This is a genomic window from Inquilinus ginsengisoli (genome assembly GCF_050434925.1).
GTDB lineage: Bacteria > Pseudomonadota > Alphaproteobacteria > DSM-16000 > Inquilinaceae > Inquilinus > Inquilinus ginsengisoli_B.
In genome coordinates, this window is the sequence record NZ_JBNDJK010000001.1 from 7,117,489 (window position 1) to 7,138,006 (window position 20,518).

The window sequence follows — 20,518 nt, forward strand, 5'->3', positions numbered from 1 at the left end:
ACGATAATTCGAGCTCAGGGAGCGATATGCTCGCCATCGCCCAGGACGGCATGCGGCCCGGCAAGAGCGCGGAGGTCTTCGACGGCCTCAAGCGCATGATCATGCTGGGCGAGGTCGCGCCCGGGATCGCCCTGCTTGAGCTGGAGCTGGCTCAGCGCTTCCAATGCAGCCAGGGCACGGTGCGCGAGGCGCTGCTGGCGCTGCAGGAGGAAGGGCTGGTGCATCGCCTGCCGCACCGGGGCACCCGCGTCGCCGACTGCACCGAGGATGAGGCGGTCGAGATGTTCCGGCTGCGCCACGGCATCGAGACCCGCGGCATCGCCCGCGCCCTGCGCCGCCCCGACCCCACCCTGCTGCCGGACCTGACCGCCCTGATCGAGGGCATGGAGGCGAAGGCGCTGGCCGGCGACGAATACGGCCAGACCGAGCTGGACCGCGCCTTCCACCGCCGCCTGTTCCGGGCCGCCGGCCTGCCGGCGGTGGAGCCGCTGCTGCACCGCTGCATCCTGCACAACCACCGCTTCAAGATCACCCGCAGCGGCGAGCGGCGCGACCTGACAGCCACGGCCCGGCGGCACTGGAGCATCGTCGAGGCGCTGGCCGCGCGCGACGAGGCCGCCGCGGTGTCTGCCATCGGCCATCACATCGAGACCATCGTCGATGTCGGCCCGTCGATCTTCGGCACGGCCGCGGAGGGCCGCACGGCATGACCGGCTTCGATCCGAACGACGTGCCGAACCCGGAGATGGCGGCGATCATGGCCCGGCTGGCCGCCGAGGACGGGCACCTGCCGGATCCGATGACGCTGTCGGCCGCCGAGGGCCGGGCGCAGGCCGAGGCGGGCAATGTCCGCTGGAACCGCGACCTGCCGGCGATGGAGACGACGGCGCTGATGCTGCCGGGCGGCGATGGTCCCCGCCCGGCCCGGCTGTTCCGGCCGCCCTCGGCGCGCGGCGCGATCCTCTATGTCCATGGCGGCGGCTGGGCCTTCTGCAGCCTCGACACCCATGATCGGGCGATGCGCTGCCTGGCCGAGGCGACGGGCATGGCCGTGATCGGCATCGACTACCGCCTGGCGCCGGAGCACCCCTACCCCGCCGGGCTGGACGATGCCGTGGCGGCCTGGCGGGCGCTGCCGGAGGTGCTCGGTCTCCCCGGTCCGATCGGCATCTCGGGGGACTCCGCCGGCGCCAACCTCGCGCTTGCCTTGATGCTCCGCGAACAGGAATCCGGCCGGCCGCAGCCGGAGTTCGGCCTGCTGTTCTACGGCGTCTATGCCGTCGACCACGACACCGACTCCCACCGGCGCTTCGGCCCCGGCGGATACGGGCTGACCACCGCCAAGATGGCCCGGTACCGCGACTGGTACGCGCCCGATCCCACCACCTGGGGAGAGCCGCAGGTCTCGCCGTTGGCGGCAACGGACGCTGCGCTGCGGGCGCTGCCGCCGCTCTATCTCAACGCCGCCGGGCTCGATCCGCTGCTCGGCGACACGCTGGCGCTCGGGGCGCGGCTGCAGGCACTGGACCGGGCCGATCCGGTGCGGGTGCATCGCGGCGTCGTCCACGGCTTCATGCAGATGACGAGCGCGCTGGCGGAGGCCCGAACGGCTTTCGCCGAAGCCGGGGCCTGGGCCCGGCGCTTCAACGAAAACGCATAAACGGAGGAGGAGACGTCATGAGGAAGATGCAGGGCGCGGCCCTGGCCGCGCTGCTGGCGCTGGCCGCCGGGACGGCACAGGCCGAGAGCACGGTCCGCTTCTGGTACCATTTCGACAATCCGGACAACCCGGTGGCCGATCTGGTCGCCAGGTTCGAGGCGGCCAATCCGGGGATCGAGGTCGAGGCCGAGAACATCCCCTGGAACAGCTATTACGACAACCTCTACACCGCCATCGCCGGCGGCAACGCGCCGGATGCGGCGATGGTGAAGCTGTTCGCCCAGCCGCGGCTGGTGGAGATGGGGGCGCTGGAGCCGCTGGACGACCGGGTCGCCGGCTGGGACGGCAAGGCCGACCTGCAGGACGACCTGCTGAAGATCAATGGCGGGCCGGACGGGAAGCAATACTACCTGCCGGTGCAGTATGTCGTCTCCTACCTCTACTACCGCGCCGACCTGTTCGCCGAGGCCGGGCTGCAGCCGCCGAAGACCTGCGACGACTTCGCCAAGGCGGCGAAGGCGCTGACCCGCGATACCAATGGCGACGGTCAGCCGGACATCTGGGGCTTCGGCTTCCGCGGCGGCAAGGGCGGCTACGACCATTGGGGGCCGTTCGTGCTGTCGGCCGGCGCCAAGTTCGAGAAGGGCGGGCTGACCAGCCAGCCGGTGATCGCCGCCAACAGCTGGCTGGTCGACCTCTATCGCAACCAGAAGCTGTTCCCGCCCTCGGCCCCGAATGACGGGTTCCAGGAGATCATCGCCGCCTTCCAGCAGGGCCGCACGGCGATGACGATCCACCATATCGGCTCCTCCGCCGGCATGGTGAAGGCGCTGGGCGACAAGGTCTCTGCCGCCCCCGTGCCCGAGTGCAATGGCGGCCGCTGGACCTCCTATGGCGACGAATCCCTGGCCGTGCTGTCCTCGGCCGAAGACAAGGACGCCGCCTGGAAGTGGATCGCCTTCCTGGCCAGCGGCGACGCCAATGTCGAGTTCAACAAGGCGACCGGCCAGCTGCCGGTGACCAAGAGCGGCGCGGCGAACTGGACGCTACACGAGAAGCGCTTCGTCGACGCCACGGTGCAGTCCCTGCCCTTCGCCCACAGCCTGCCGGCCGTCTCGCAGACCGCGGATTTCGTCAACACGGTGTGGCCAGCGGCGATGCAGCGGGCCCTGACCGGCGAGATCACGCCGGAGCAGATGATGCGGGAGATCGAGCAGCTCTACGCCCCGTAAGGCGAGGACGGGATTGATGTCGATGACCCTGGCGACAGCCCAGAGGGCCCCGGTCCGCGGCAGGGCGCGGACCCGGATCCTGCCCTATGTGCTGCTGAGCCCGGCGGTGCTGGTCACCCTGCTGATCGTGTTCCTGCCGATGCTGCAGGCGCTGGTGCTGAGCCTGCACGACTTCGTGCTGTTCCGGCCGACCCAGATGCCCTTCGCCGGGCTCGGCAACTTCGCCAAGGCGCTGGCCGACCCGGTGTTCTGGACCTCGCTGCAGCACACCGCGCTCTGGGTCGGGATCACGGTCCCGGCCCAGCTGCTGCTCGGCCTGGTCACCGCGCTGCTGCTGAACCAGCGCTTCTGGTGGCGGCCGCTGGCGCGGGCCATGGTCATCATCCCCTGGGCGCTGCCCAGCGTCGTCATCGCCCTGATGTGGCGCTGGATCTACGACCCCAATGCCGGGGTGCTGAACGACGTGCTGGTGCGCCTCGGCATGCTGCAGGGCGCCTTCCCCTGGCTGGCCGATCCCGGCACCTCGCTCTACGCCATCATCCTGACCCTGACCTGGCAGGGCTTCCCGTTCTTCGCGGTGATGATCCTGGCCGGGCTGCAGGCGGTGCCGCGCGACCTGTACGAGGCCGCGGCGATAGACGGCGCCACGCCCTGGCAGCAGTTCTGGCGGATCACCCTGCCCTCGATCGCCGGGGTGATCGCGACCGCGGCGCTGCTGCGGCTGATCTGGGTCGCCAACTCGATCGACGTGATCTTCGTCATGACCGGCGGCGGCCCGGGCTATGCCACCCACACCCTGCCGCTCTACGCCTTCATCAAGGCCCGGACCAATCTCGACTTCGGCTATGGCTCTGCACTGGCGGTGATCTTCACCCTGCTGCTGGCCGGCTTCGTCCTGGTTTATCTGCGGCGCACCACGAGGGCGATGGACTGATGGTCACCCGCAGCTCCCCCTGGCAGCGCTTCGCCCTGGTCCACCTGCCGATGCTGCTGATCGCGGTCTTCGCGCTGGGCCCCTATCTGTGGATGGCGCTGACCTCGCTGACGCCGCCCGACGACATCGTCGGCCGCGGCGTCGCCGTCAACCCGTCGGCCTGGACCACCGCCAGCTACGAGCGGCTGTTCGGCCGCACCAGCTTCCTCCTGAACATGGGCCACAGCCTGATCGTGGCGCTGGGCACGGTCGCGGTCGGGCTGACGCTGAGCGTCACCGCCGCCTATGCCTTCTCCCGCTTCCGCTTCGCCGGGCGCCGGCTGCTGATGGTCCAGTTCCTGGTCATCAACATGTTCCCGGTCGTGCTGCTGATCCTGCCGCTGTTCGTGCTGATGCGGCGGCTCGGCCTGCTCGACACCCACATCGCGCTGATCATCGCCAACGCCACCGTCGCCATCCCCTTCGCCATCTGGATGATGACCAGCTACATCGACGCCATCCCGAAGAGCCTCGACGAGGCGGCGATGACCGATGGCTGCTCCCGCCTCGGCGCGCTGTGGCGGGTGATCCTGCCGCTGTGCGGCCCCGGGCTGGTGGCGACCGGCATCTACATCTTCATCACCGCCTGGAACGAATACCTCTACGCCCTGACGCTGGGCGGCCGCAGCGTCCGCACCATGACCGTCGCGATCCAGACCCTGATCGGCGAGTACCAGATCGAATGGGGCCTCTTGACCGCCGGCGGCGTGGTCGGCGCCCTGCCCGCCACCATCCTGTTCCTGTTCGTCCAGAAACGCCTGATCGGCGGCCTGACCCAAGGCGCCGTGAAGGGATGACCGACCCTCGACCGAAAGTGATCCCGACAATGCCGAACCCGATCGGCCTGATCTCCATGCAGGTCGCGCGCCCCTTCACCGCCGAGCATTTCGGCTGGTTCGAGCGGATCCGCGCCATGGGCTACGACTTCATTGAGCTGCTGGTGCCGGAGCCGGGCGAGTTGGACCTCGCCGAGACCCGCCGGGCGCTGGCCGGCGCCGGCCTGTCCGTCGTCCTCGCCGCCCGGGTCAACCTGCAGCGCAACCTGACCGGCGACGATGCCGGCGCGCGGGAGGCCGGGGTCCAATACCTGCGCTACGCCGCCGGCTGTGCCGAGGCGCTGGGCGCGCGCATCGTCGGCGGCCCGCTCTACGGCAATCCGCTGGTCTTCGCCGGCCGGCCTCCGGTCCCGGTGCCGGAAGATCTGCGCCTGCGCCGGCAGGACTGGTGCGTCGACGGGCTGCGCCGGTCGGCCGACGCCGCGCGCGACCACGGGGTGGTGCTGGCGGTCGAGCCGCTGAACCGGTTCGAGACCGACATCCTGTGCACCACCCACCAGGGGCTGGAGCTGATCGACCGGGTCGGCCGGCCGGAGGTGCGGCTGATGCTCGACACCTTCCACATGCATATGGAGGAGGCGGACATCGCCGAGGCGATCCGCCTGGCCGGCGGCCGCTTCGTCCATTTCCAGGCCAATGAGAACCACCGCGGCTTCGTCGGCACCGGCGCCACCGACTGGGTGGCGGTGGCGCGGGCGCTGGCCGATGTCGGCTACCAGGGGCCGATCTCGGTCGAGCCGTTCCGCCGCGACGACGACCGCTTCGGCGTGCCGATCGCACAATGGCGGCCGCCGCATGAGGACGAGACCGCGAAGCTGACGCACAGCCTCGCCCTGCTGCGCGGCGCGCTGGCGATGGGAGGGCACCGGCGATGAAGATCGGCTGGATCGGCTGCGGCACCCATGCGAGCCAGATGCTGCTGCCGCAGCTGCTGCGCCACGACGTCGAGCTGGCGGCGCTGTGCGATGTCGACGGCGCCGCCCTGGCCCGCGCCGCCCGCCAGTTCGGCGTCTGCGCGGCCTATGCCGACCATCGCGACCTGCTGGCCCATCCCGGGCTGGACGCGGTCGGCATGGCGGTCGGCCCGGCGGCCCATCACGCCATCGGCCTCGCCGCCTTGGCCAAGGGGCTGCCGGTGTTCATGGAGAAACCGCCCGGCGGCAATCTCGCCCAGGCCGAGGAGCTGCTGGCGGCGTCGGAGCGCGCCGGCAAGCCGCTGGTGCTGGGCTTCATGAAGCGCTGGTCGATCGGCAACCGCATCGCCGGCAACATCGTCCGCGGCGGCGAGTTCGGCCCGGTGCTGGGCTTCTACGGCTCCTACATGACGGCGCCGACCTATTTCCGCGGCGCGGTCGACTATTCGGGATTCTTCCTGCATCACTGCGTCCACTACATGGACCTCCCGGCCTTCCTGGCCGCCTCGCCGATCCGCGAGATCTCCGCTCGCAAGGTCGAGAGCGGGCCGGGGCGCCTGCTGATGCACATCGCGCTGGGCTTCGACAGCGGCGCCATCGGCACCGTGGTCATGGGCACGGTGCAGTCGCGCGGCACGCCGATGGAATTCATCCAGGTCATGGGCGACCACCGCCGGCTGGAGGTGCGCAACGTGATCGACGTGACCTATTACCGCGACCCGGCCTTCAAGACCCAGGACCTCGGCGCCACCCTGTCCGGCGCCGAGGACGCGCTGACCTGGTCGCCCAACTTCACCGCCGCCGCCAATGAGGATGTGAAGGGTTATCACGCCCTGCTGGAGGTGACGCTGAAGGCCTTCCGCGGGGAGGCGGCCGACGCCCCCACCATCCGCGACGGCGTCACCGCCATGCGGCACCTGGAGACCCTGCGGCGGCAGGTCGAGGGGTAGTGCCGGCGGCCCAAAAGATTGATCCGTCATGGAAAGGAACCGCAGAGTCGATCTCGTGAGTCCGCCGAGCCGCCGCCGCCTCTGGTTCACCGCCCGCCGGTCCCCAGATCATCGGAATGCCCGGCCTTCACGCGAGGCCATTGGACGATGGGACGGTCACCGACGCGATAGAAATCCTCGCCCTCCCACCGCGGCCAGCCGGCCGGAGAGTCCTCCCACGGCTCCTGCCGGCCATAGACCGTGAGATCGAGCAGGGCGTAGCTGTTGCCCACCACCTCGACGCCGCGCTGCGTTGTCCAATAGGTCTCGAACACGTCGGATCCCTGCCGCAGGTAGCAGACGACGTGCATCATGCCCACCCGGCGCCCAACCAGGAGCGTCTCGAGCGAGCCCCGGTCGGCCGCGTACCAGGGCATCTTCCAGCCCATGAAGTCGCGGTACCGGGCGCTCTCTTCATACGGGCCCTGGCAGATCGTGGCGTAGGTGACATCGCGGGACTGCAGGAAGGACAGCTCGCGGACCTGCGATGTGTAGAGCGTGCAGCCCTCGCACTGCTCCGCCGCCGGGCGGCCGGCGTTCCACATGAAGTAGTAGGCGATGAGGATCCGGCGTCCCTCGAACGCATCCAGCAGCATCACCGGACCATGGTCGCCGATGAGCGGCGTGGCGCCGTCCACCTTGACCATGGGCAGTCGCCGACGGGCGGCCGCAAGGGCATCGCCTTCCCTCGTGTAAGCCTTCTCTCGAACCCGCAAGGCGTCCAGCTCCGCCTGGAAGGTGCTGCGATCGACGATCCTGGGCGCGGCAGGGCGCTCTCGCTTGGTGTCATTCATCATCTCGCTCTCCTTGCTTGACCTGGCAGGTCGGGAGAAAGAGTAGCGCCGAACGTCGAAGCGGTAAGAGTGACAAGTATGGCGGGATTATATGCGGCCGCGTCCATCCGCGCGGAAGAACCTGCTATTCGAGAGACATGGGATCAGTCGATCGCCTCGATGCCTTGCGCTTTCAAGCGTTCGAGATGCTCCTTCATTTCCCTCAGTCGTTCGGGGGTGTGGCCTTGCCACTCCGTGACTTCACCTGTGACCCGAAGGGAGTCGCGGGACCGATAGGACTGCGTCGGATTGCCGGGAAATTTCTTGTCCGTCAGGTTGGGATCGTCCTCAATCGAACCGGTCGGCTCCACGATGTAGATCCTTTCCCGCCCGTCACCAGAGGCCAGCTCAGCGCCCCAGATGGCTGCGTCGAGCGTGCCGGTGAGATAGACCCAGGACGCCTGCTTCCGCGTGCCGTAATTGGAGCTGTAGCCGGCCGCGATCAGGTCTCCCGGTTTCAGGTCGGCCCGGGTGCCGTGGTAGAATTGCTGCGGGGTCGTGTCGTCGGCGACGGTCATCGGTTCGGTGCCTTTCCTCCTGCCGAGCGACGGCATGACAGTGTGCCGGAGATGCGGTTCGGCATTGTCACCCGGTCCGGACTCAGGCTCCTGAAGGAAGGCTCGAATCGTTAGCCGACCGAAACTTCACCCGTTCAATCGTGTCCCGCATGATTCGCGTGGCAGTGCGAGGGAAGTCCGCCCGAAACCAGTTTTGGTAAAGTTCGCCGACTATCTGCTCCAGTTCGGCTACCTTGAGAGGTTGAGCATCCGAGCTACTGCGACGTTGTTCGAGGACTGCGCGCACTGCCAGATAGGCCTCTTTGCGTGCAGCGATCACAGGCTCCCATTCGCTTGGATCACTGCCCTGCGGTGCCACGTCGATCTCCTCTGCAACCTCATCACGACCATAGATGGGATCTGGCTGGCGACGAAGCCACTGTCTGCTTTCCGCCTACTCGGACGGTTAGGCCGGCTGCGGGTGCCCAAACCGGCCATCCTGGTCGCTGCCGGAGAACGGACATGACCTGATTCGACTCATTGGAGACACGCGGACTGCGGCGTAAGGTGAGACGATGAAGATCCAGCGGAGCACCATGGACTATGTTGAGCCGTGGGCGCGGCTACGTGCTGCACTTTGGCCGGACTATTCCGTCCAACACCATCGGAACGACGTGGTTCGCACTTTCCTGGCCGGAGACGGCCGAGCTGTCGCGTTCATCTGCGAAACCGATGAAGGCGAAGTGATCGGATTTGCTGAAGGCTCGCTGCGCAGTGACTACGTCAATGGGTGCAAAACCTCTCCCGTTCTCTTCCTTGAAGGAATCTATGTCCTGCCCGGCCACAGGCAAAAGGGCGCGGCGCGACTGCTCTGCGATGCAATTGCCGAATGGGGCAAGTCTATCAGCTGTGCCGAGTTCGCATCCGATGCCCTGTTGGACAACGTCGTGAGCCACAAGTTTCATGCGGCGCTAGGTTTCGAGGAAACAAGACGCGTCGTCTTCTTTCGCAAAAGCCTGTAGGACCACTCTCCGCCCAAACCGGACGGGCGGGTCGCGGCCATTCGCCCAGAAGCGGTCGTCACCCACGTGCATTACGGATCGCGGTAGGGACGCCCATTGCTGAGCGCCCCTCGCACAGATCCGTACGTGCCCGATTAAGGCATACGGCTCCTACCTTGGGTGTTTGACGGCGAAGCGCAGTTGTGGCCAGGGATGTAGGACTCGCGGTTTGGGGAGCCAGTCATTGGCCAGCCGCGTCATCCGCGTCCAGGTCATGCTGTCCTTCTGGCTGCGCCGCCGAAGCGTTCGCCGCCAGAGTTCGGTGACGAAGAAGCGGAACGTGACCAGCGCCTGACTGTTGGTCGGCACGGCGTGATAGTTGAAGTAGCCTTTGACGACCTGCCCCAGCCATCTGCCCTGATCGGGGATGGGCTGGTGCATGCGTTGCCGCAGTTCCTGTTTGATGGCTTGCAGCTTCGCCCGCATGCGATCGCGCCGGGTCTTGCGCTTGACCAGGAACTTGCCCGCCCGCGATCGCCCGCAGATGAAGGTGAAGCCCAGGAAGTCGAAGGTTTCCGGTTTGCCGAGCCCGCGCCGCTCGCGGTCGGCCGCCGCATGGCGGCCGAACTCGATCAGGCGGGTCTTGTCCGGATGCACCGACAACGCAAACGCCTCGAACCGCTCGCGCATCGCCTCCAGGAAGCGCCGGGCGTCCGCCTCGTGCTCGAAGCCGACGACGATGTCGTCGGCGTAGCGCACGATGATGACGTTGCCCGTGGCCTCTCGCCGTCGCCAGCGATGGGCCCACAAGTCGAAGACATAGTGCAGGTAGACGTTGGCCAGGAGCGGTGAGATCACCGACCCTTGTCCGTCCCCTGGTCACTGGCTGTCACGACCCCGTCTTCAAGAATGCCCGCCCTGAGCCATTTGCGGATCAGGCGGAGGACGCGCGGGTCGCCGATCCGGTGCTCCAGGAAGCGGACAAGCCAGGGCTGGCTCACCGTGTCGAAGAAGCTGCGGATATCGGCGTCCAGGATGAAGTTCACCTTGGTGCTGGTGATCCCGACCACGAGCGCATCCAGCGCATCATGCGCCCCGCGCCCGGGTCGGAACCCATACGAGAACCCGAGGAAGTCTTCCTCATAGATCGCATTCAGCACCGCGGCTGTCGCCCGTTGGACGATCTTGTCCTCCAGGGCGGCAACCGCCAGCGGCCGCTGCCGGCCGTCCGGCTTGGGAATGAAGACCCGCCGGCTCGGCAGCGCCCGATACGCGCCCCGCTGGACCCGGGCGTGCAGGTCTGCGAGCTTGCGCTCCAGATCTGCCTCATAGTCCTGCCATGTCAGCCCGTCGACGCCGGGAGCGGCATTCTTCTTCAGATCGAAGAACGCCTCCTCGAGCAGGGCCAGGCTGAGATGGTGGAACAGCGCGTTGAACCTCTCCTTCTTCCTTTGCCTTGCGGCTTGCCGTATGCGGTCCAGCGCCTGGGACACGCTTGCCCGGTTCTGCGCCCGGCGCGTGCGGTTCCGGCCCGCATTCCCCTCGGTCGCCGCCCTTGGCTCCACCGGCTCCACAGCGGATCGCTCCGCCTTGTTCGTCGGCTTCACAGCTACTATGGCGGCGTCTGACGTCCCGCGCCCGTGCATCATCGGCTACGGCTCCTCACCTTCCCGATGCGGGCCGCCGCACCACACGGCGGTCGGACGCGGGACCTCCCGGTTCCCGAACAAGGAGCGTCTGCACATGCCAGGGTCTGCGACCACGCCGGGCCGGACGGGTGCTCGCATGACGCGCCCGTCCATGTTGCCTTCCACCCTGTCAACGGCGTCGGCGCCCGGATTTGTGCCTTTCGCGACTCGATGGCTGGCCTATGCTCTCCCCTGCCGACGCTTCGCTCCTGCCCTCACGGACAACAACGCACGGCTCGGGGCCGATGTGGATCGCTACTCCTTCATCGCAGTGGACTTCCACCACCTACTCCTTGCCGGTCTCCCGGCGCTCTGGCAGTGCATAAAGTTCGCGGGTCGGCGACTTGGACTGCACCTCTGGACTGAGACAGAAGAATATGGGTGACAGGGGCGATCGGAGGCTGAATGCCCGACAGGCTCAGGACTCCCACACGTGGTTTCCCACCCTCGCTGACGCAGGCGGGCGGCGGTCCTCAGCCCCCCGCCCGCCGGCCGGACCGCGCCAAAAGGGCCGATGCGCCCACCTCACCCGCCCCCATTGACCGGCCCAGGCGCCACCAGGGGCAGGATCACGGTGAAGCGGGTGCCCTGCCCCGGGGCGGACTCGACCGTGATCTGCCCGCCCAGGCTGGCCGTGACCAGGTTGTAGACGATGTGCAGCCCCAGGCCGCTGCCACCGGTGCCGCGGCGGGTGGTGAAGAACGGGTCGAAGATCCGGCCGATATTCTCCGGCGGGATGCCGACTCCGTCATCGGCGAAATCCAGGATCACCCGCCCCGGCTGCGGCCCCGGCGCCACCAGCAGCGTCACCGACCCGGCCCTGCCCTCCGGGAAGGCATGGGCCAGGGCGTTGATGACCAGGTTGGTGACCACCTGGGACACCGCGCCCGGGAAGCTGTCCATGACGATGCCGTGCGGGCAGCGCAGCGTCACGCTGTGCGGGGTGCGGCGGTAGTTGGGGCCGAGACTGACCAGCACCCCTTCGAGATAGTCGCCGAGATCGAAGCTGCGGCGCTCGGCGCTGGTCTGGTCGACCGCGACCTGCTTGAACTCGCGGATCAGCCCGGCCGCGCGCTCCAGGTTGGACAGCAGCAGCCGCGACACCTCCCCGGCCCGGTCGACGAAGCGCTCAAGCTCGGAGCGGCGGATCTGCCCGCCGGCCACCACCGCGGCGAAGCTGCGCGCCCGCTCCTCCAGATGCGAGGCGGCGGTCAGGGCGGTGCCGACCGGCGTGTTGATCTCATGCGCCACGCCGGCCACCAGCTGGGCCAGCGACGCCATCTTCTCGGCCTGCACCAGCTCGGCCTGGGTGCGGCGGAGATCGGCGACGGTGCCCTGCAGCTGCTCGTTGACGCGGACATATTCGGCCGTCCGCTCCTCGACCCGGCGCTCCAGATCGGCGGCGCTGCGGCGCAGTTCCTCGTCCATGCGGCCGCGCTCGATCGCGGCGCCGATCAGGCTGGCGGCCGATTTCAGCACGTCGATCTCGTCCGGCAGCCAGGACCGCTCGTCCTCGCGGACGTCGTCGAAGCCCATGGTGCCCCACCAGCGGCCGCCGAACAGGATCGGCACCTTGAGGTTGGAGCGCACGCCCTGGCGCCGCAGCTCCATCTGCTCCAGCTCGCTGCCGATGTTCCAGCCGCTGAGGGCGACCTCGCCGGTCAGGCGCTGCTCGATCAGCGCCTGCAGCACGGACGGGTCGCCGGGCAGCGGATGGTCCTGCATCTTCGGGTCGCCGATCAGCGCCGGGACGCCATCGGCCACCCATTCGTAGCTGTAGGTGCTGGTGAAGCCGCCGCCCGGCCGGTCGCGCACCTCGAAGATGTAGGTCCGGTCGGTGCCGGTGGCCCGCCCCAGCCGGGCCAGCATCTCCTGGATGCCGGCCCGCCAGGTGCTGCGCCCGATGATCTGGGTCGCGGCATAGCCGATCGCGTCCAGCATGGCGGTGCGGCGGGCAGCTTCGGCCAGCGTCGCGGCCAGCCGCCGCTCGCTGTCGCTGACCGCGGCCTCGCGCCGCTTGATGTCGGTGATGTCGACATGGATGCCGACGATGCCGCCCTCATGCGTCGGCCGCTCGGTCATGCGGATCCAGCGGCCGTCGGCCAGCGGCATGTCCAGCGGCGGGGCGTCGCCGCGATGGTGCCGCAGCCGTCGTCCCATCCAGTCGACGACTTCGCCGGACTGGGCATAAAGGCCGCGCTCGATCGCCGTCTCGATCAGCGTGCGGAACGGCGTCCCGGGCCGCAGGTCGCCCTCGGCCAGGCCGTACAGGCGGCAATAGGCGTCGTTCCACAGCACGAGCCGGTCCTCGGCGTCGAACAGCACGAAGCCGTCATGCACCGACTCGATCGCATCGGTCATCCGCAGGCGCAGCCCGTCCAGCTCGGCCTTGGCGTCGATCCGGGCGGTCACGTCCTGCCAGATCATCAGCACGCCGCCATCGTCCTGGCGCCGTTCCTCGAACTGCAGCCAGCGCCCGTCGCGGTCGCGCAGCACCGCCGGTTCGTGCGGGGCCGTGTCCGGCTGGGGCATGGCCAGCAGCCGCTCGGCCCGCGGCGCCTCCCCCGGGGCCAGGACGGACTTGGCCAGCAGCCGGATGTGGTCGGCCCGGGTGCTGCCGGAGCGGAACTGCCCGACCAGCGCCGGGAACAGCACGCTGGCGGCCCGGTTGGCGGTCTGGAATGTGCCGTCGCCGGCATAGCGGATCAGGCCGACATCGACCGCGGTGATCGCCTCCTTCATGGCGCCGCCGTCATGGCGCGACGTCACGTCGGTGAAGAGCTTGAGCAGCCGGCCATCGGGCAGGCGCCTGACCTCGAGCGACAGCCAACGCCCATCCCTGCACTGCCGGGTGTAAGTGCTGGGCGGGTTGCGATGGCGCTCCAGCGCGGCAGCGACGTGGCGGTCGATGAACGGGCGTTCGGCCGGCTCCAGATGGGTCTCGAAGAAGCGGCGGATCGTGGCCTCACAGGGCAGGCCCGGGCGCAGCAGGTCGGCTTCCTCGGGAAACAGCTTCAGATAGGTGTCGTTCCAGGCCAGGAGGCGGTCCTCGGCATCGAGCAGGCAGAAGCCGGCGCCGAGGATGGCGGCAATGGCATCGAGCACCGGATCGAGGACCGGTCTCGACGGCAGCTCTCCCGATCGGCTGGCGGCCGTCACGCTGATACCGTCCTTCCGCACCCGCCCGACACCCCAGCTGCAAGGCGCCCCGTCGGCTGGGGCGATACAGACGATACCAAAAACCCGGCGGCGCGACATGAAGCTGATACGCGGCGGCGCCATGATGCGGACCAGCAGCCGGGGTCGTCCGGCGCCACACCAACCGGGGGTTACCATGTTCCGCATCGTCCTGCCCATCGCCGCCCTGACCGCGGCCTTCCTGCATTCGCCGCTGCCGGCCATGGCCCAGGGCAGCGTCGCCGGCACCTACCAGGTCGACGGCACCAACCCCGGCGGCGGCAAGTATTCGGGTGTCGCCGTGGTCGAGGCCACCGGCCAGACCTATCTCATCACCTGGACCGTCGGCGGCTCCAAGTCGGTGGGCCGGGGCGTGTTCCTGGACAAGACCCTGGCGGTCGGCGGCGTGCTGGGCAACGGCGGCTTCGTCTTCGCCATGTCGCCGAAGAACGGCAACCTCGAAGGGGTCTGGGCCGACATGCAGCGCGGCACCACGCTGGGCGCCGAGGTCTGGACCCGCGTGAAATAGAAGATTTCGCGGTGTCGACGGCCACGCAGCAGCGCTGCAACGCCCCGCGAGACATGGCATACTGGATCATGTGCGAGCCGGTCGGGTTCGGGGCTTCCGACCGGTGCTATCGGGACTTATGCATGATCCAGCCACATATCGCGGTGGTCGACGACGATGCGTTCCAGCGCCGGGTGCTGGAGGAGTACCTGTCCCGCCAGGGCTATCGCGTCAGCGGGGCCGAGAGCGGCGCGGAACTGCGGGCGCTGCTGGCGCGCCGCGATCCGGTCGACCTGATCCTGCTGGACGTGCAGATGCCGGGCGAGGACGGCTTCGCGGTGGCGCGCTTCCTGCGGGAACGCGGCAACATCGCGATCATCATGGTCACGGCGGCGTCCGACACGGTGGACCGCGTGGTGGGCCTGGAGACCGGGGCCGACGACTATGTCGTCAAGCCTTACGAGCCGCGCGAGCTGGCCGCCCGGATCAAGAGCGTGCTGCGCCGCAGCGGGCGGAACGGGGCACCCCCGGCCGCGAACGGCCGCCTGCGCTTCGGCCGCTGCATCCTGGACCTCGACGCCCGCCGGCTGACCACGCTCGACGGCGACGGGGTCGCCCTCGCCGCCTCGGAATTCGCGCTGCTCAAGGTGTTCGCCCAGCATCCCAACCAGGTGCTCAGCCGGGACCGCCTGCTCGACCTGACCAGCAACCGCGAGATGGAACCCTTCGACCGGTCGATCGACCTGCGGATCACCCGGATTCGCCGCAAGATCGAGATGGATCCCAGCAAGCCGGAGGTGATCCGGACGGTGCGGGGCGCCGGATACATGTACGCCCCGGACGGGGACTGATCGGGGACGGCCGGGCAGCGGACCGGCGACGAAGGGGGACGGGATGACGGGCAAGGAGACGCCGGAAGAGTTCCTGGTGCTGGACGACGCGCCGGAAGAGGCGGCCGCGCCATCCGAGCCGTGGCGCGTGCTGGTCGTCGACGACGATGCCGAGGTGCACCAGATCACCCGGCTGGTGCTCGACGGCTTCACCTTCTCCGGGCGCGGCGTCGCGCTGATCGACGCCTATACGGCGGCCGAAGCGATGGAGATCCTGCGCCGGACCGAGGATGTGGCGCTGATCCTGCTGGACGTGGTGATGGAGACGGAGGATTCCGGCCTGCGCTTCGCCCGCTGGGTGCGGGAGGATCTGGGCAACGCCACCACCCGGATCGTGCTGCGCACCGGCCAGCCCGGTCAGGCGCCGGAGCAGGACGTGATCCTGGCCTACGACATCAACGACTATAAGGCGAAGACTGAGCTGACCCAGACCCGGCTCTTGACCACCATGGTGTCGGCACTGCGTGCCTATCAGCAGATCCGCGCCATCGAGGACGGGCGGGCGAAGCTGGCCCAGGCCAACGACGCCTTGGAGCACACGGTCGCGCACCGGACGGCGGCGCTGCGCGAGAGCGAGCGGCTGCTGCGCGACATCCTGGACCGCAGCCCGATCAGCATCGCCATCTACGGCCGCGACGGCAACTTCCTGTTCGCCAACCAGCGCCACCTCGACCTGTTCGGCCTGGCCGGCCAGGCCGCGTTCCGCCGCAATCCGCGCAGCCTCTACGCCGACCCGGGCGACGCCGCCAGGCTGGAGGCCGCGCTGCGCGAGACCGGGCAGGTGCAGGACGCCGAGGTCGAGTTCCGCACCGGCCAGGGCGGCCGCTTCTGGGGTCTGCTGTCGCTCGAGCGCATCGTCTTCGAAGGCCAGTCCGGCACCATCGCCTGGACCTACGACATCACCGAGCGGCGGCTGGCCGAGCAGGTGATGGCCGAGGCCCGGCAGGCGGCCGAGACCTCGGCCCGGGCCAAATCCGAGTTCCTGGCGGTGATGAGCCATGAGATCCGCACCCCGATGAACGGGGTGCTGGGGATGCTGGAGGTGCTGGAGCAGTCGCGCCTGGACGACGGCCAGCGCCAGTCGCTGCAGGTGATCCGGGAGTCGGCCCGCACGCTGCTGCGCATCGTCAACGACATCCTCGACTTCTCGAAGATCGAGGCCGGCCGGCTCGAGCTGGAATGGACGCCGGTGTCGATCAGCGCCGCGATCGACGGCGTGATCAGCGCGCTGAGCCCCCAGGCCCGCGACAAGGGCCTGACCCTGCAGGCCACGGCCGATCCGGCGATCCCGGAGCTGCTGCTGGTCGACCCCGTCCGGCTGCGCCAGATCCTGCTGAACCTGGCCGGCAACGCGATCAAGTTCACCGAGACCGGCGGCGTCCGGATCGAGGCGTCGCTGGCGCGGCGGGCCGCCGGCCGCGCCCGCATCGCCATAGCCGTGATCGACACCGGCATCGGCATCAGCCCGGCCGAGCAAAGCCGGCTGTTCCAGCCCTTCGCGCAGGCCGACGCCTCGACCACGCGCCGTTTCGGCGGCACCGGGCTGGGCCTGTCGATCGCCCGCCGGCTGGCCACCATGATGGGGGGCGACATCTCGATCGACAGCGAGGCCGGTCGCGGCGCGACCTTCCGGGTCACGTTCGATCTCGCCATCGCCCAAGCGGTGGACCAGCCGCGGGAGCTGGCCCGGGCCACGCTGCCCGGCGAGGCGGATCTGGACCAGGCGCGCCGCGGCGGCCGCCTGGTGCTGGTGGTCGACGATCATCCGGTGAACCGCCAGGTGCTGGTCCGGCAGCTGCAGTTGCTCGGTTGCGCCGCCGACACCGCCGCCGATGGCGAGGAGGCCCTCTCGGCCTGGGCCGCCGGGTCCTATGCCGTGGTCCTCACCGACTGCCACATGCCGGTGCTGGACGGCTTCGAGCTGACCCGCCGGATCCGCGAGGCCGAAGCCGCGCCCAATGGCGCCCCCAGAGGCGCCCGCCGCCGGATCCCGATCGTCGCCGTCACGGCCAATGTCCTGGCCGGCGAGGCCGAACGCTGCCGCGCCGCCGGGATGGACGACTATATCGGCAAGCCGGTGCAGCTGGCCCGGCTGCAGGAGGTGCTGCAGCGCTGGATGCCGGCGGCCGGATCCGAGGCGGCAGCCGTTCCCACGGAAACGGCAGGCGCCGTCGACCCGAAGGCCCTCGCCAGCCTGTTCGGTGACGACACCCGGACCATCGCCACCATGCTGGCGGATTTCGTCGCGGCGGCCAGGGCATCGGCGACGGCGATCCAGGCCGCCATCGCCGAGGGCCGGGCGGCCGATGTCGTGGCCGAGGCGCATCGCCTGAAGGGCTCCGCCCGCATCGTCGGCGCCGGCGCCCTGGGCGACGCCGCGGAAGCGCTGGAGCGTGGCGTCAAGGCACAGGCCGCCGACCTGGCCGACCGGTCCGACCGCATCGCGGCCGAGCTGCGGCGCGTCGAGGCGGAGATCGCGGGCCGCGGCTGAACCGGGCCGCGATACCGACGATACAAATCTCCCGGCGCCGCGACATCCTCGCTACACGGCCGGCGGCTATTGTCTTCCGCAGGCCGCCGCGTCCGACGGCCCGATCCGGAAGGGATATTCAAGTGGCTGTCTTCAATGGCGACGACAACGACAACATCATCAACGGCTCAATCGAAATGGATTCGATCTTCGGCAATGGCGGCAACGACCAGATCTTCGGTGATGCCGGCGCCGACTTCGTCTTTGCCGGCACCGGCAACGACCTGGTCAATGGTGGTGCCGACAACGATTTCATCGGTGGCAACGGCGGCGACGACACCCTGAACGGTGATGCCGGCAATGATACGCTTGAGGGCGATGACGGCGCCGACACGCTGAACGGCGGCGACGGCCTCGACTCACTCGAAGGCGGCGCCGGCGCCGACATCCTCAATGGCGGGGCCGGCATCGATGGCGTCACCTACGCCATTCCCGACATCTCGGCCGGCGTGACCGTGACGATCGGCGGCATCGGCTCCGGCGGCGACGCGCAGGGCGACGTGATCGGCGCCGATGTCGAGAATATCGAGGGCACCAACGCCTATGACGACATCCTGACCGGATCGAGCGACAACAACATTCTGACCGGTTCGGGCGGCAACGACATCCTCAACGGCCTCGGCGGCTACGACGCTCTCTACGGCGGCAATGGCGACGACGTCATATCGGGGGGTAGCGAGAATGACTTCATCCAAGCCGGCAATGGCAATGATATCCTGGATGGCGGCGCGGATTTCGACAACATCTTCGGCGAAGTCGGCGACGACTTCATTCATGGTGGCGCCGGGGCGGATTACCTGGTCGGCGGCGATGGCATCGACACCGCGAGCTATTTTGACAGTGGCGCCGGCGTCACCGTCAACCTGACGACGTTCATCAATTCGGGCGGCGACGCCGCGGGCGATACGACCTCCGTCGAGGATCTCATCGGCTCGGCCAGCTTCGGCGACACGCTGACCGGCGCTATCGAAGCCAACCGGCTTGTCGGCCTGGGCGGCGACGATATCCTGAACGGGATGGCCGGCGACGACGTGCTGCTTGGCGGTGACGGAAGCGATCTGCTGCGCGGCAGCGGTGGTGCCGATGTGCTGGATGGCGGCGCCGGCGTCGACACCATCAGTTACAGCATCAACTACGACTCCGGTGGCGTGCGGGTCGATCTCGCCTCCGGCCTGGCCATCGGCGGCGACGCCCAGCGCGACGTGTTCTCGAGCATCGAGAACATCGAAGGCACCTATGGCTATAATGATGTGCTGACCGGCGATGCGGGCGCCAACACCCTGACCGGCATCGGCGGTGACGACACCCTTTCCGGCGCTGGCGGCAACGACGTCCTCCGCGGCGGCCTCGGCGCCGACACGCTCGATGGCGGCGCGGGCATCGACCTCGCCTCCTATTTCGACAGCGGCATGGGCGTGACCGCCAACCTGGCCACTGGAACCGGGTCCGGCACGGGCAGCGACGCTGAGGGCGACACCTATGCCGGCATCGAGAACGTCAATGGCAGCCAGTTCGCCGACACGCTGATCGGCAATGCCGGCGCCAATGCCCTGGCCGGGTTCGGCGGCAACGATGTTCTTCGTGCCGGCGCCGGCGCAGACGCGCTCGATGGCGGCGTGGGCATCGACACCGCCTCCTATTACGACAGCAGCGCCGGCGTGACCGTCAATCTGAGCACCGGGATCGGCACGGGCAGCGACGCCCAGGGCGACACCTATGCCGGCATCGAGAACGTCAACGGCAGTCAGCTCGGCGACACCCTGACCGGCAATGCCGGCGCCAACGCGCTGGCCGGGTATGGCGGCGACGACATCCTTATCGGAGGAGCCGGCGCCGATGCGCTCGACGGCGGCAACAACGTCGACACCGTCTCCTATGCCGGCAGCGTCGCGGCTGTCACCGTCAACCTGGCCACCGGCGGGACCGGCGGCGACGCCCAGGGCGACACCTATGCCAACATCGAGAACGTCATCGGCTCGTCCGGCGCCGACACCCTCACCGGCAACGGCGCGGCGAACACCCTGAACGGCGGCGCCGGCAAGGACACGATGACCGGCCTGGGCGGCGCCGACCGCTTCGTGTTCAGCTCCGCGGCACACAGCGTGGTCGGGGCCGATGCCGACCGGATCACCGATTTCAGCCATGCCCAGGCGGATCGGATCGACCTGTCGGCGATCGACGCCAACACCGGCGCCGCCGGCGACCAGGCCTTCAGCTTCATCGGCGCCGGCCTGTACACCGGCGTCGCGGGGCAACTCCGGTACTCCGTGGTCGGCAGCACCACCACCATCGCCGGCGACCTCAACGGCGACAGTGCCTCCGACTTCCACATCGTCCTGACCGGCGGCATCGGCCTGGTCGCGGCCGACTTCGTTCTGTAACCGGCACCGGACCTCGCCGCGGCCGGGGCATCGGCCGCGGCGATCTTCTCTGCCGCGGCTGAGCCCGGCCGCGATACGGACGATACAATTCTCCCGGTGCCGCGACATCCTGCCGATACATCCGGCGGCTACGCTTCCCGCCGGCGGCCGGAATCAGCGTCCGGCGGCTGAAGCCGTTCTGCAATTCCGGTGAGGAAGGAGAGCTGGGTATGGTCTTGGTTCTCATCCTGGCAGCAATTCTGATCGCCGGGCTGCTGTGGCACGGCGGCCTGTCGTTCTCGGCGGTCGTCACCGGAACCACCCTTTCGGGCACCATCCTGCTCGGGTTCCTGGGGTGATCGCAACGGCGGCCAGGCGCCGGCCGCAGCCAAGTCCCGCCGTGATACCGACGATACAATTCTCCCGGCGC

The 20,518-nt window shown here is 68.8% G+C and carries 19 protein-coding genes; 13 read left to right on the forward strand and 6 right to left on the reverse strand.

The features are described from left to right. Positions 1-26 precede the first annotated feature (26 nt). Genes QFZ27_RS33475 through QFZ27_RS33505 form a run of 7 tightly spaced genes read left to right on the forward strand, consistent with a single transcriptional unit; the run spans position 27 to position 6,565 of the window. Positions 27-710, forward strand: coding sequence for a GntR family transcriptional regulator (locus QFZ27_RS33475; RefSeq protein ID WP_429230788.1), 684 nt, complete (start codon positions 27-29; stop codon positions 708-710). Beyond that, complete coding sequence (locus QFZ27_RS33480) at positions 707-1,660, forward strand: alpha/beta hydrolase fold domain-containing protein (RefSeq protein ID WP_429230789.1); 954 nt, start codon at positions 707-709, stop codon at positions 1,658-1,660. The genes QFZ27_RS33475 and QFZ27_RS33480 overlap by 4 nt, the downstream gene beginning before the upstream one ends. 17 nt (positions 1,661-1,677) lie before the next feature. After that, complete coding sequence (locus tag QFZ27_RS33485; protein WP_429230790.1) at positions 1,678-2,892, forward strand: ABC transporter substrate-binding protein; 1,215 nt, start codon at positions 1,678-1,680, stop codon at positions 2,890-2,892. A gap of 16 nt (positions 2,893-2,908) precedes the next feature. Next, on the forward strand, positions 2,909-3,826 hold the full coding sequence (locus QFZ27_RS33490) for a carbohydrate ABC transporter permease (RefSeq protein ID WP_429230791.1): 918 nt from the start codon (positions 2,909-2,911) through the stop codon (positions 3,824-3,826). After that, positions 3,826-4,662 carry a carbohydrate ABC transporter permease gene (locus tag QFZ27_RS33495; RefSeq protein WP_429230792.1) on the forward strand — a complete coding sequence of 279 codons (837 nt, stop codon included), beginning with the start codon at positions 3,826-3,828 and terminating at the stop codon, positions 4,660-4,662. The genes QFZ27_RS33490 and QFZ27_RS33495 overlap by 1 nt, the downstream gene beginning before the upstream one ends. A gap of 29 nt (positions 4,663-4,691) precedes the next feature. Then, the gene (locus tag QFZ27_RS33500; protein WP_429230793.1) at positions 4,692-5,576 is read left to right on the forward strand and encodes a sugar phosphate isomerase/epimerase family protein; all 885 of its coding nucleotides are present in this window, start codon (positions 4,692-4,694) and stop codon (positions 5,574-5,576) included. Next, positions 5,573-6,565, forward strand: coding sequence for a Gfo/Idh/MocA family protein (locus tag QFZ27_RS33505; RefSeq protein ID WP_429230794.1), 993 nt, complete (start codon positions 5,573-5,575; stop codon positions 6,563-6,565). Before QFZ27_RS33500 ends, QFZ27_RS33505 begins: the two co-directional genes overlap by 4 nt. An 86-nt stretch (positions 6,566-6,651) precedes the next feature. Here QFZ27_RS33505 and QFZ27_RS33510 read toward each other — a convergent pair whose 3' ends face one another. From QFZ27_RS33510 to QFZ27_RS33520, 3 genes are all read right to left on the reverse strand, one after another. Continuing rightward, positions 6,652-7,401 carry a DUF899 family protein gene (locus QFZ27_RS33510; protein ID WP_429230795.1) on the reverse strand — a complete coding sequence of 250 codons (750 nt, stop codon included), beginning with the start codon at positions 7,399-7,401 and terminating at the stop codon, positions 6,652-6,654. 140 nt (positions 7,402-7,541) lie between these two features. Then, entirely contained in the window at positions 7,542-7,955 is a 414-nt protein-coding gene (gene arr, locus QFZ27_RS33515) for an NAD(+)--rifampin ADP-ribosyltransferase (protein WP_429230796.1), read from the reverse strand. Between the two features lie 82 nt (positions 7,956-8,037). Continuing rightward, on the reverse strand, positions 8,038-8,313 hold the full coding sequence (locus QFZ27_RS33520) for a hypothetical protein (protein ID WP_429230797.1): 276 nt from the start codon (positions 8,311-8,313) through the stop codon (positions 8,038-8,040). A gap of 196 nt (positions 8,314-8,509) precedes the next feature. Between QFZ27_RS33520 and aac(6') the strand changes: the two genes are divergently transcribed. Further along, positions 8,510-8,956, forward strand: coding sequence for an aminoglycoside 6'-N-acetyltransferase (gene aac(6'), locus QFZ27_RS33525; protein ID WP_429230798.1), 447 nt, complete (start codon positions 8,510-8,512; stop codon positions 8,954-8,956). Positions 8,957-9,106: 150 nt separating this feature from the next. Here aac(6') and QFZ27_RS33530 read toward each other — a convergent pair whose 3' ends face one another. From QFZ27_RS33530 to QFZ27_RS33540, 3 genes are all read right to left on the reverse strand, one after another. After that, a complete protein-coding gene (locus tag QFZ27_RS33530; RefSeq protein WP_429230799.1) occupies positions 9,107-9,793 on the reverse strand; it encodes a reverse transcriptase domain-containing protein in 687 nt (228 codons plus the stop codon). After that, complete coding sequence (locus QFZ27_RS33535) at positions 9,790-10,584, reverse strand: reverse transcriptase domain-containing protein (protein ID WP_429230800.1); 795 nt, start codon at positions 10,582-10,584, stop codon at positions 9,790-9,792. The genes QFZ27_RS33530 and QFZ27_RS33535 overlap by 4 nt, the downstream gene beginning before the upstream one ends. 564 nt (positions 10,585-11,148) lie before the next feature. Further along, complete coding sequence (locus QFZ27_RS33540; protein ID WP_429230801.1) at positions 11,149-13,782, reverse strand: PAS-domain containing protein; 2,634 nt, start codon at positions 13,780-13,782, stop codon at positions 11,149-11,151. Between the two features lie 175 nt (positions 13,783-13,957). Here QFZ27_RS33540 and QFZ27_RS33545 point away from each other — a divergent pair, with 175 nt between their 5' ends. The 5 genes from QFZ27_RS33545 (at position 13,958) to QFZ27_RS33565 (ending at position 20,447) form a co-directional block, all read left to right on the forward strand. Continuing rightward, positions 13,958-14,329: a hypothetical protein gene (locus QFZ27_RS33545; RefSeq protein ID WP_429230802.1), complete on the forward strand. Its 372-nt coding sequence runs from the start codon at positions 13,958-13,960 to the stop codon at positions 14,327-14,329. A 122-nt stretch (positions 14,330-14,451) separates the two neighbouring features. Continuing rightward, positions 14,452-15,159 (forward strand): response regulator, encoded by a 708-nt coding sequence (locus QFZ27_RS33550; RefSeq protein ID WP_429230803.1) that lies wholly within the window; start codon positions 14,452-14,454, stop codon positions 15,157-15,159. Between the two features lie 43 nt (positions 15,160-15,202). Next, complete coding sequence (locus tag QFZ27_RS33555; RefSeq protein ID WP_429230804.1) at positions 15,203-17,689, forward strand: response regulator; 2,487 nt, start codon at positions 15,203-15,205, stop codon at positions 17,687-17,689. A 122-nt stretch (positions 17,690-17,811) separates the two neighbouring features. Continuing rightward, positions 17,812-20,109: a beta strand repeat-containing protein gene (locus QFZ27_RS33560; RefSeq protein WP_429230805.1), complete on the forward strand. Its 2,298-nt coding sequence runs from the start codon at positions 17,812-17,814 to the stop codon at positions 20,107-20,109. Positions 20,110-20,318: 209 nt separating this feature from the next. Further along, the gene (locus QFZ27_RS33565; RefSeq protein WP_429230806.1) at positions 20,319-20,447 is read left to right on the forward strand and encodes a hypothetical protein; all 129 of its coding nucleotides are present in this window, start codon (positions 20,319-20,321) and stop codon (positions 20,445-20,447) included. Positions 20,448-20,518 lie beyond the last annotated feature (71 nt).

Coding starts and splice junctions, on each gene's coding strand:
- QFZ27_RS33475 (WP_429230788.1), top strand. CDS start 27: ATGCTCGCCATCGCCCAGGACGGCATGCGGCCCGGCAAGAGCGCGGAG.
- QFZ27_RS33480 (WP_429230789.1), top strand. CDS start 707: ATGACCGGCTTCGATCCGAACGACGTGCCGAACCCGGAGATGGCGGCG.
- QFZ27_RS33485 (WP_429230790.1), top strand. CDS start 1,678: ATGAGGAAGATGCAGGGCGCGGCCCTGGCCGCGCTGCTGGCGCTGGCC.
- QFZ27_RS33490 (WP_429230791.1), top strand. CDS start 2,909: ATGTCGATGACCCTGGCGACAGCCCAGAGGGCCCCGGTCCGCGGCAGG.
- QFZ27_RS33495 (WP_429230792.1), top strand. CDS start 3,826: ATGGTCACCCGCAGCTCCCCCTGGCAGCGCTTCGCCCTGGTCCACCTG.
- QFZ27_RS33500 (WP_429230793.1), top strand. CDS start 4,692: ATGCCGAACCCGATCGGCCTGATCTCCATGCAGGTCGCGCGCCCCTTC.
- QFZ27_RS33505 (WP_429230794.1), top strand. CDS start 5,573: ATGAAGATCGGCTGGATCGGCTGCGGCACCCATGCGAGCCAGATGCTG.
- QFZ27_RS33510 (WP_429230795.1), bottom strand. CDS start 7,401: ATGATGAATGACACCAAGCGAGAGCGCCCTGCCGCGCCCAGGATCGTC.
- arr (WP_429230796.1), bottom strand. CDS start 7,955: ATGACCGTCGCCGACGACACGACCCCGCAGCAATTCTACCACGGCACC.
- QFZ27_RS33535 (WP_429230800.1), bottom strand. CDS start 10,584: ATGATGCACGGGCGCGGGACGTCAGACGCCGCCATAGTAGCTGTGAAG.
- QFZ27_RS33545 (WP_429230802.1), top strand. CDS start 13,958: ATGTTCCGCATCGTCCTGCCCATCGCCGCCCTGACCGCGGCCTTCCTG.
- QFZ27_RS33550 (WP_429230803.1), top strand. CDS start 14,452: ATGATCCAGCCACATATCGCGGTGGTCGACGACGATGCGTTCCAGCGC.
- QFZ27_RS33555 (WP_429230804.1), top strand. CDS start 15,203: ATGACGGGCAAGGAGACGCCGGAAGAGTTCCTGGTGCTGGACGACGCG.
- QFZ27_RS33565 (WP_429230806.1), top strand. CDS start 20,319: ATGGTCTTGGTTCTCATCCTGGCAGCAATTCTGATCGCCGGGCTGCTG.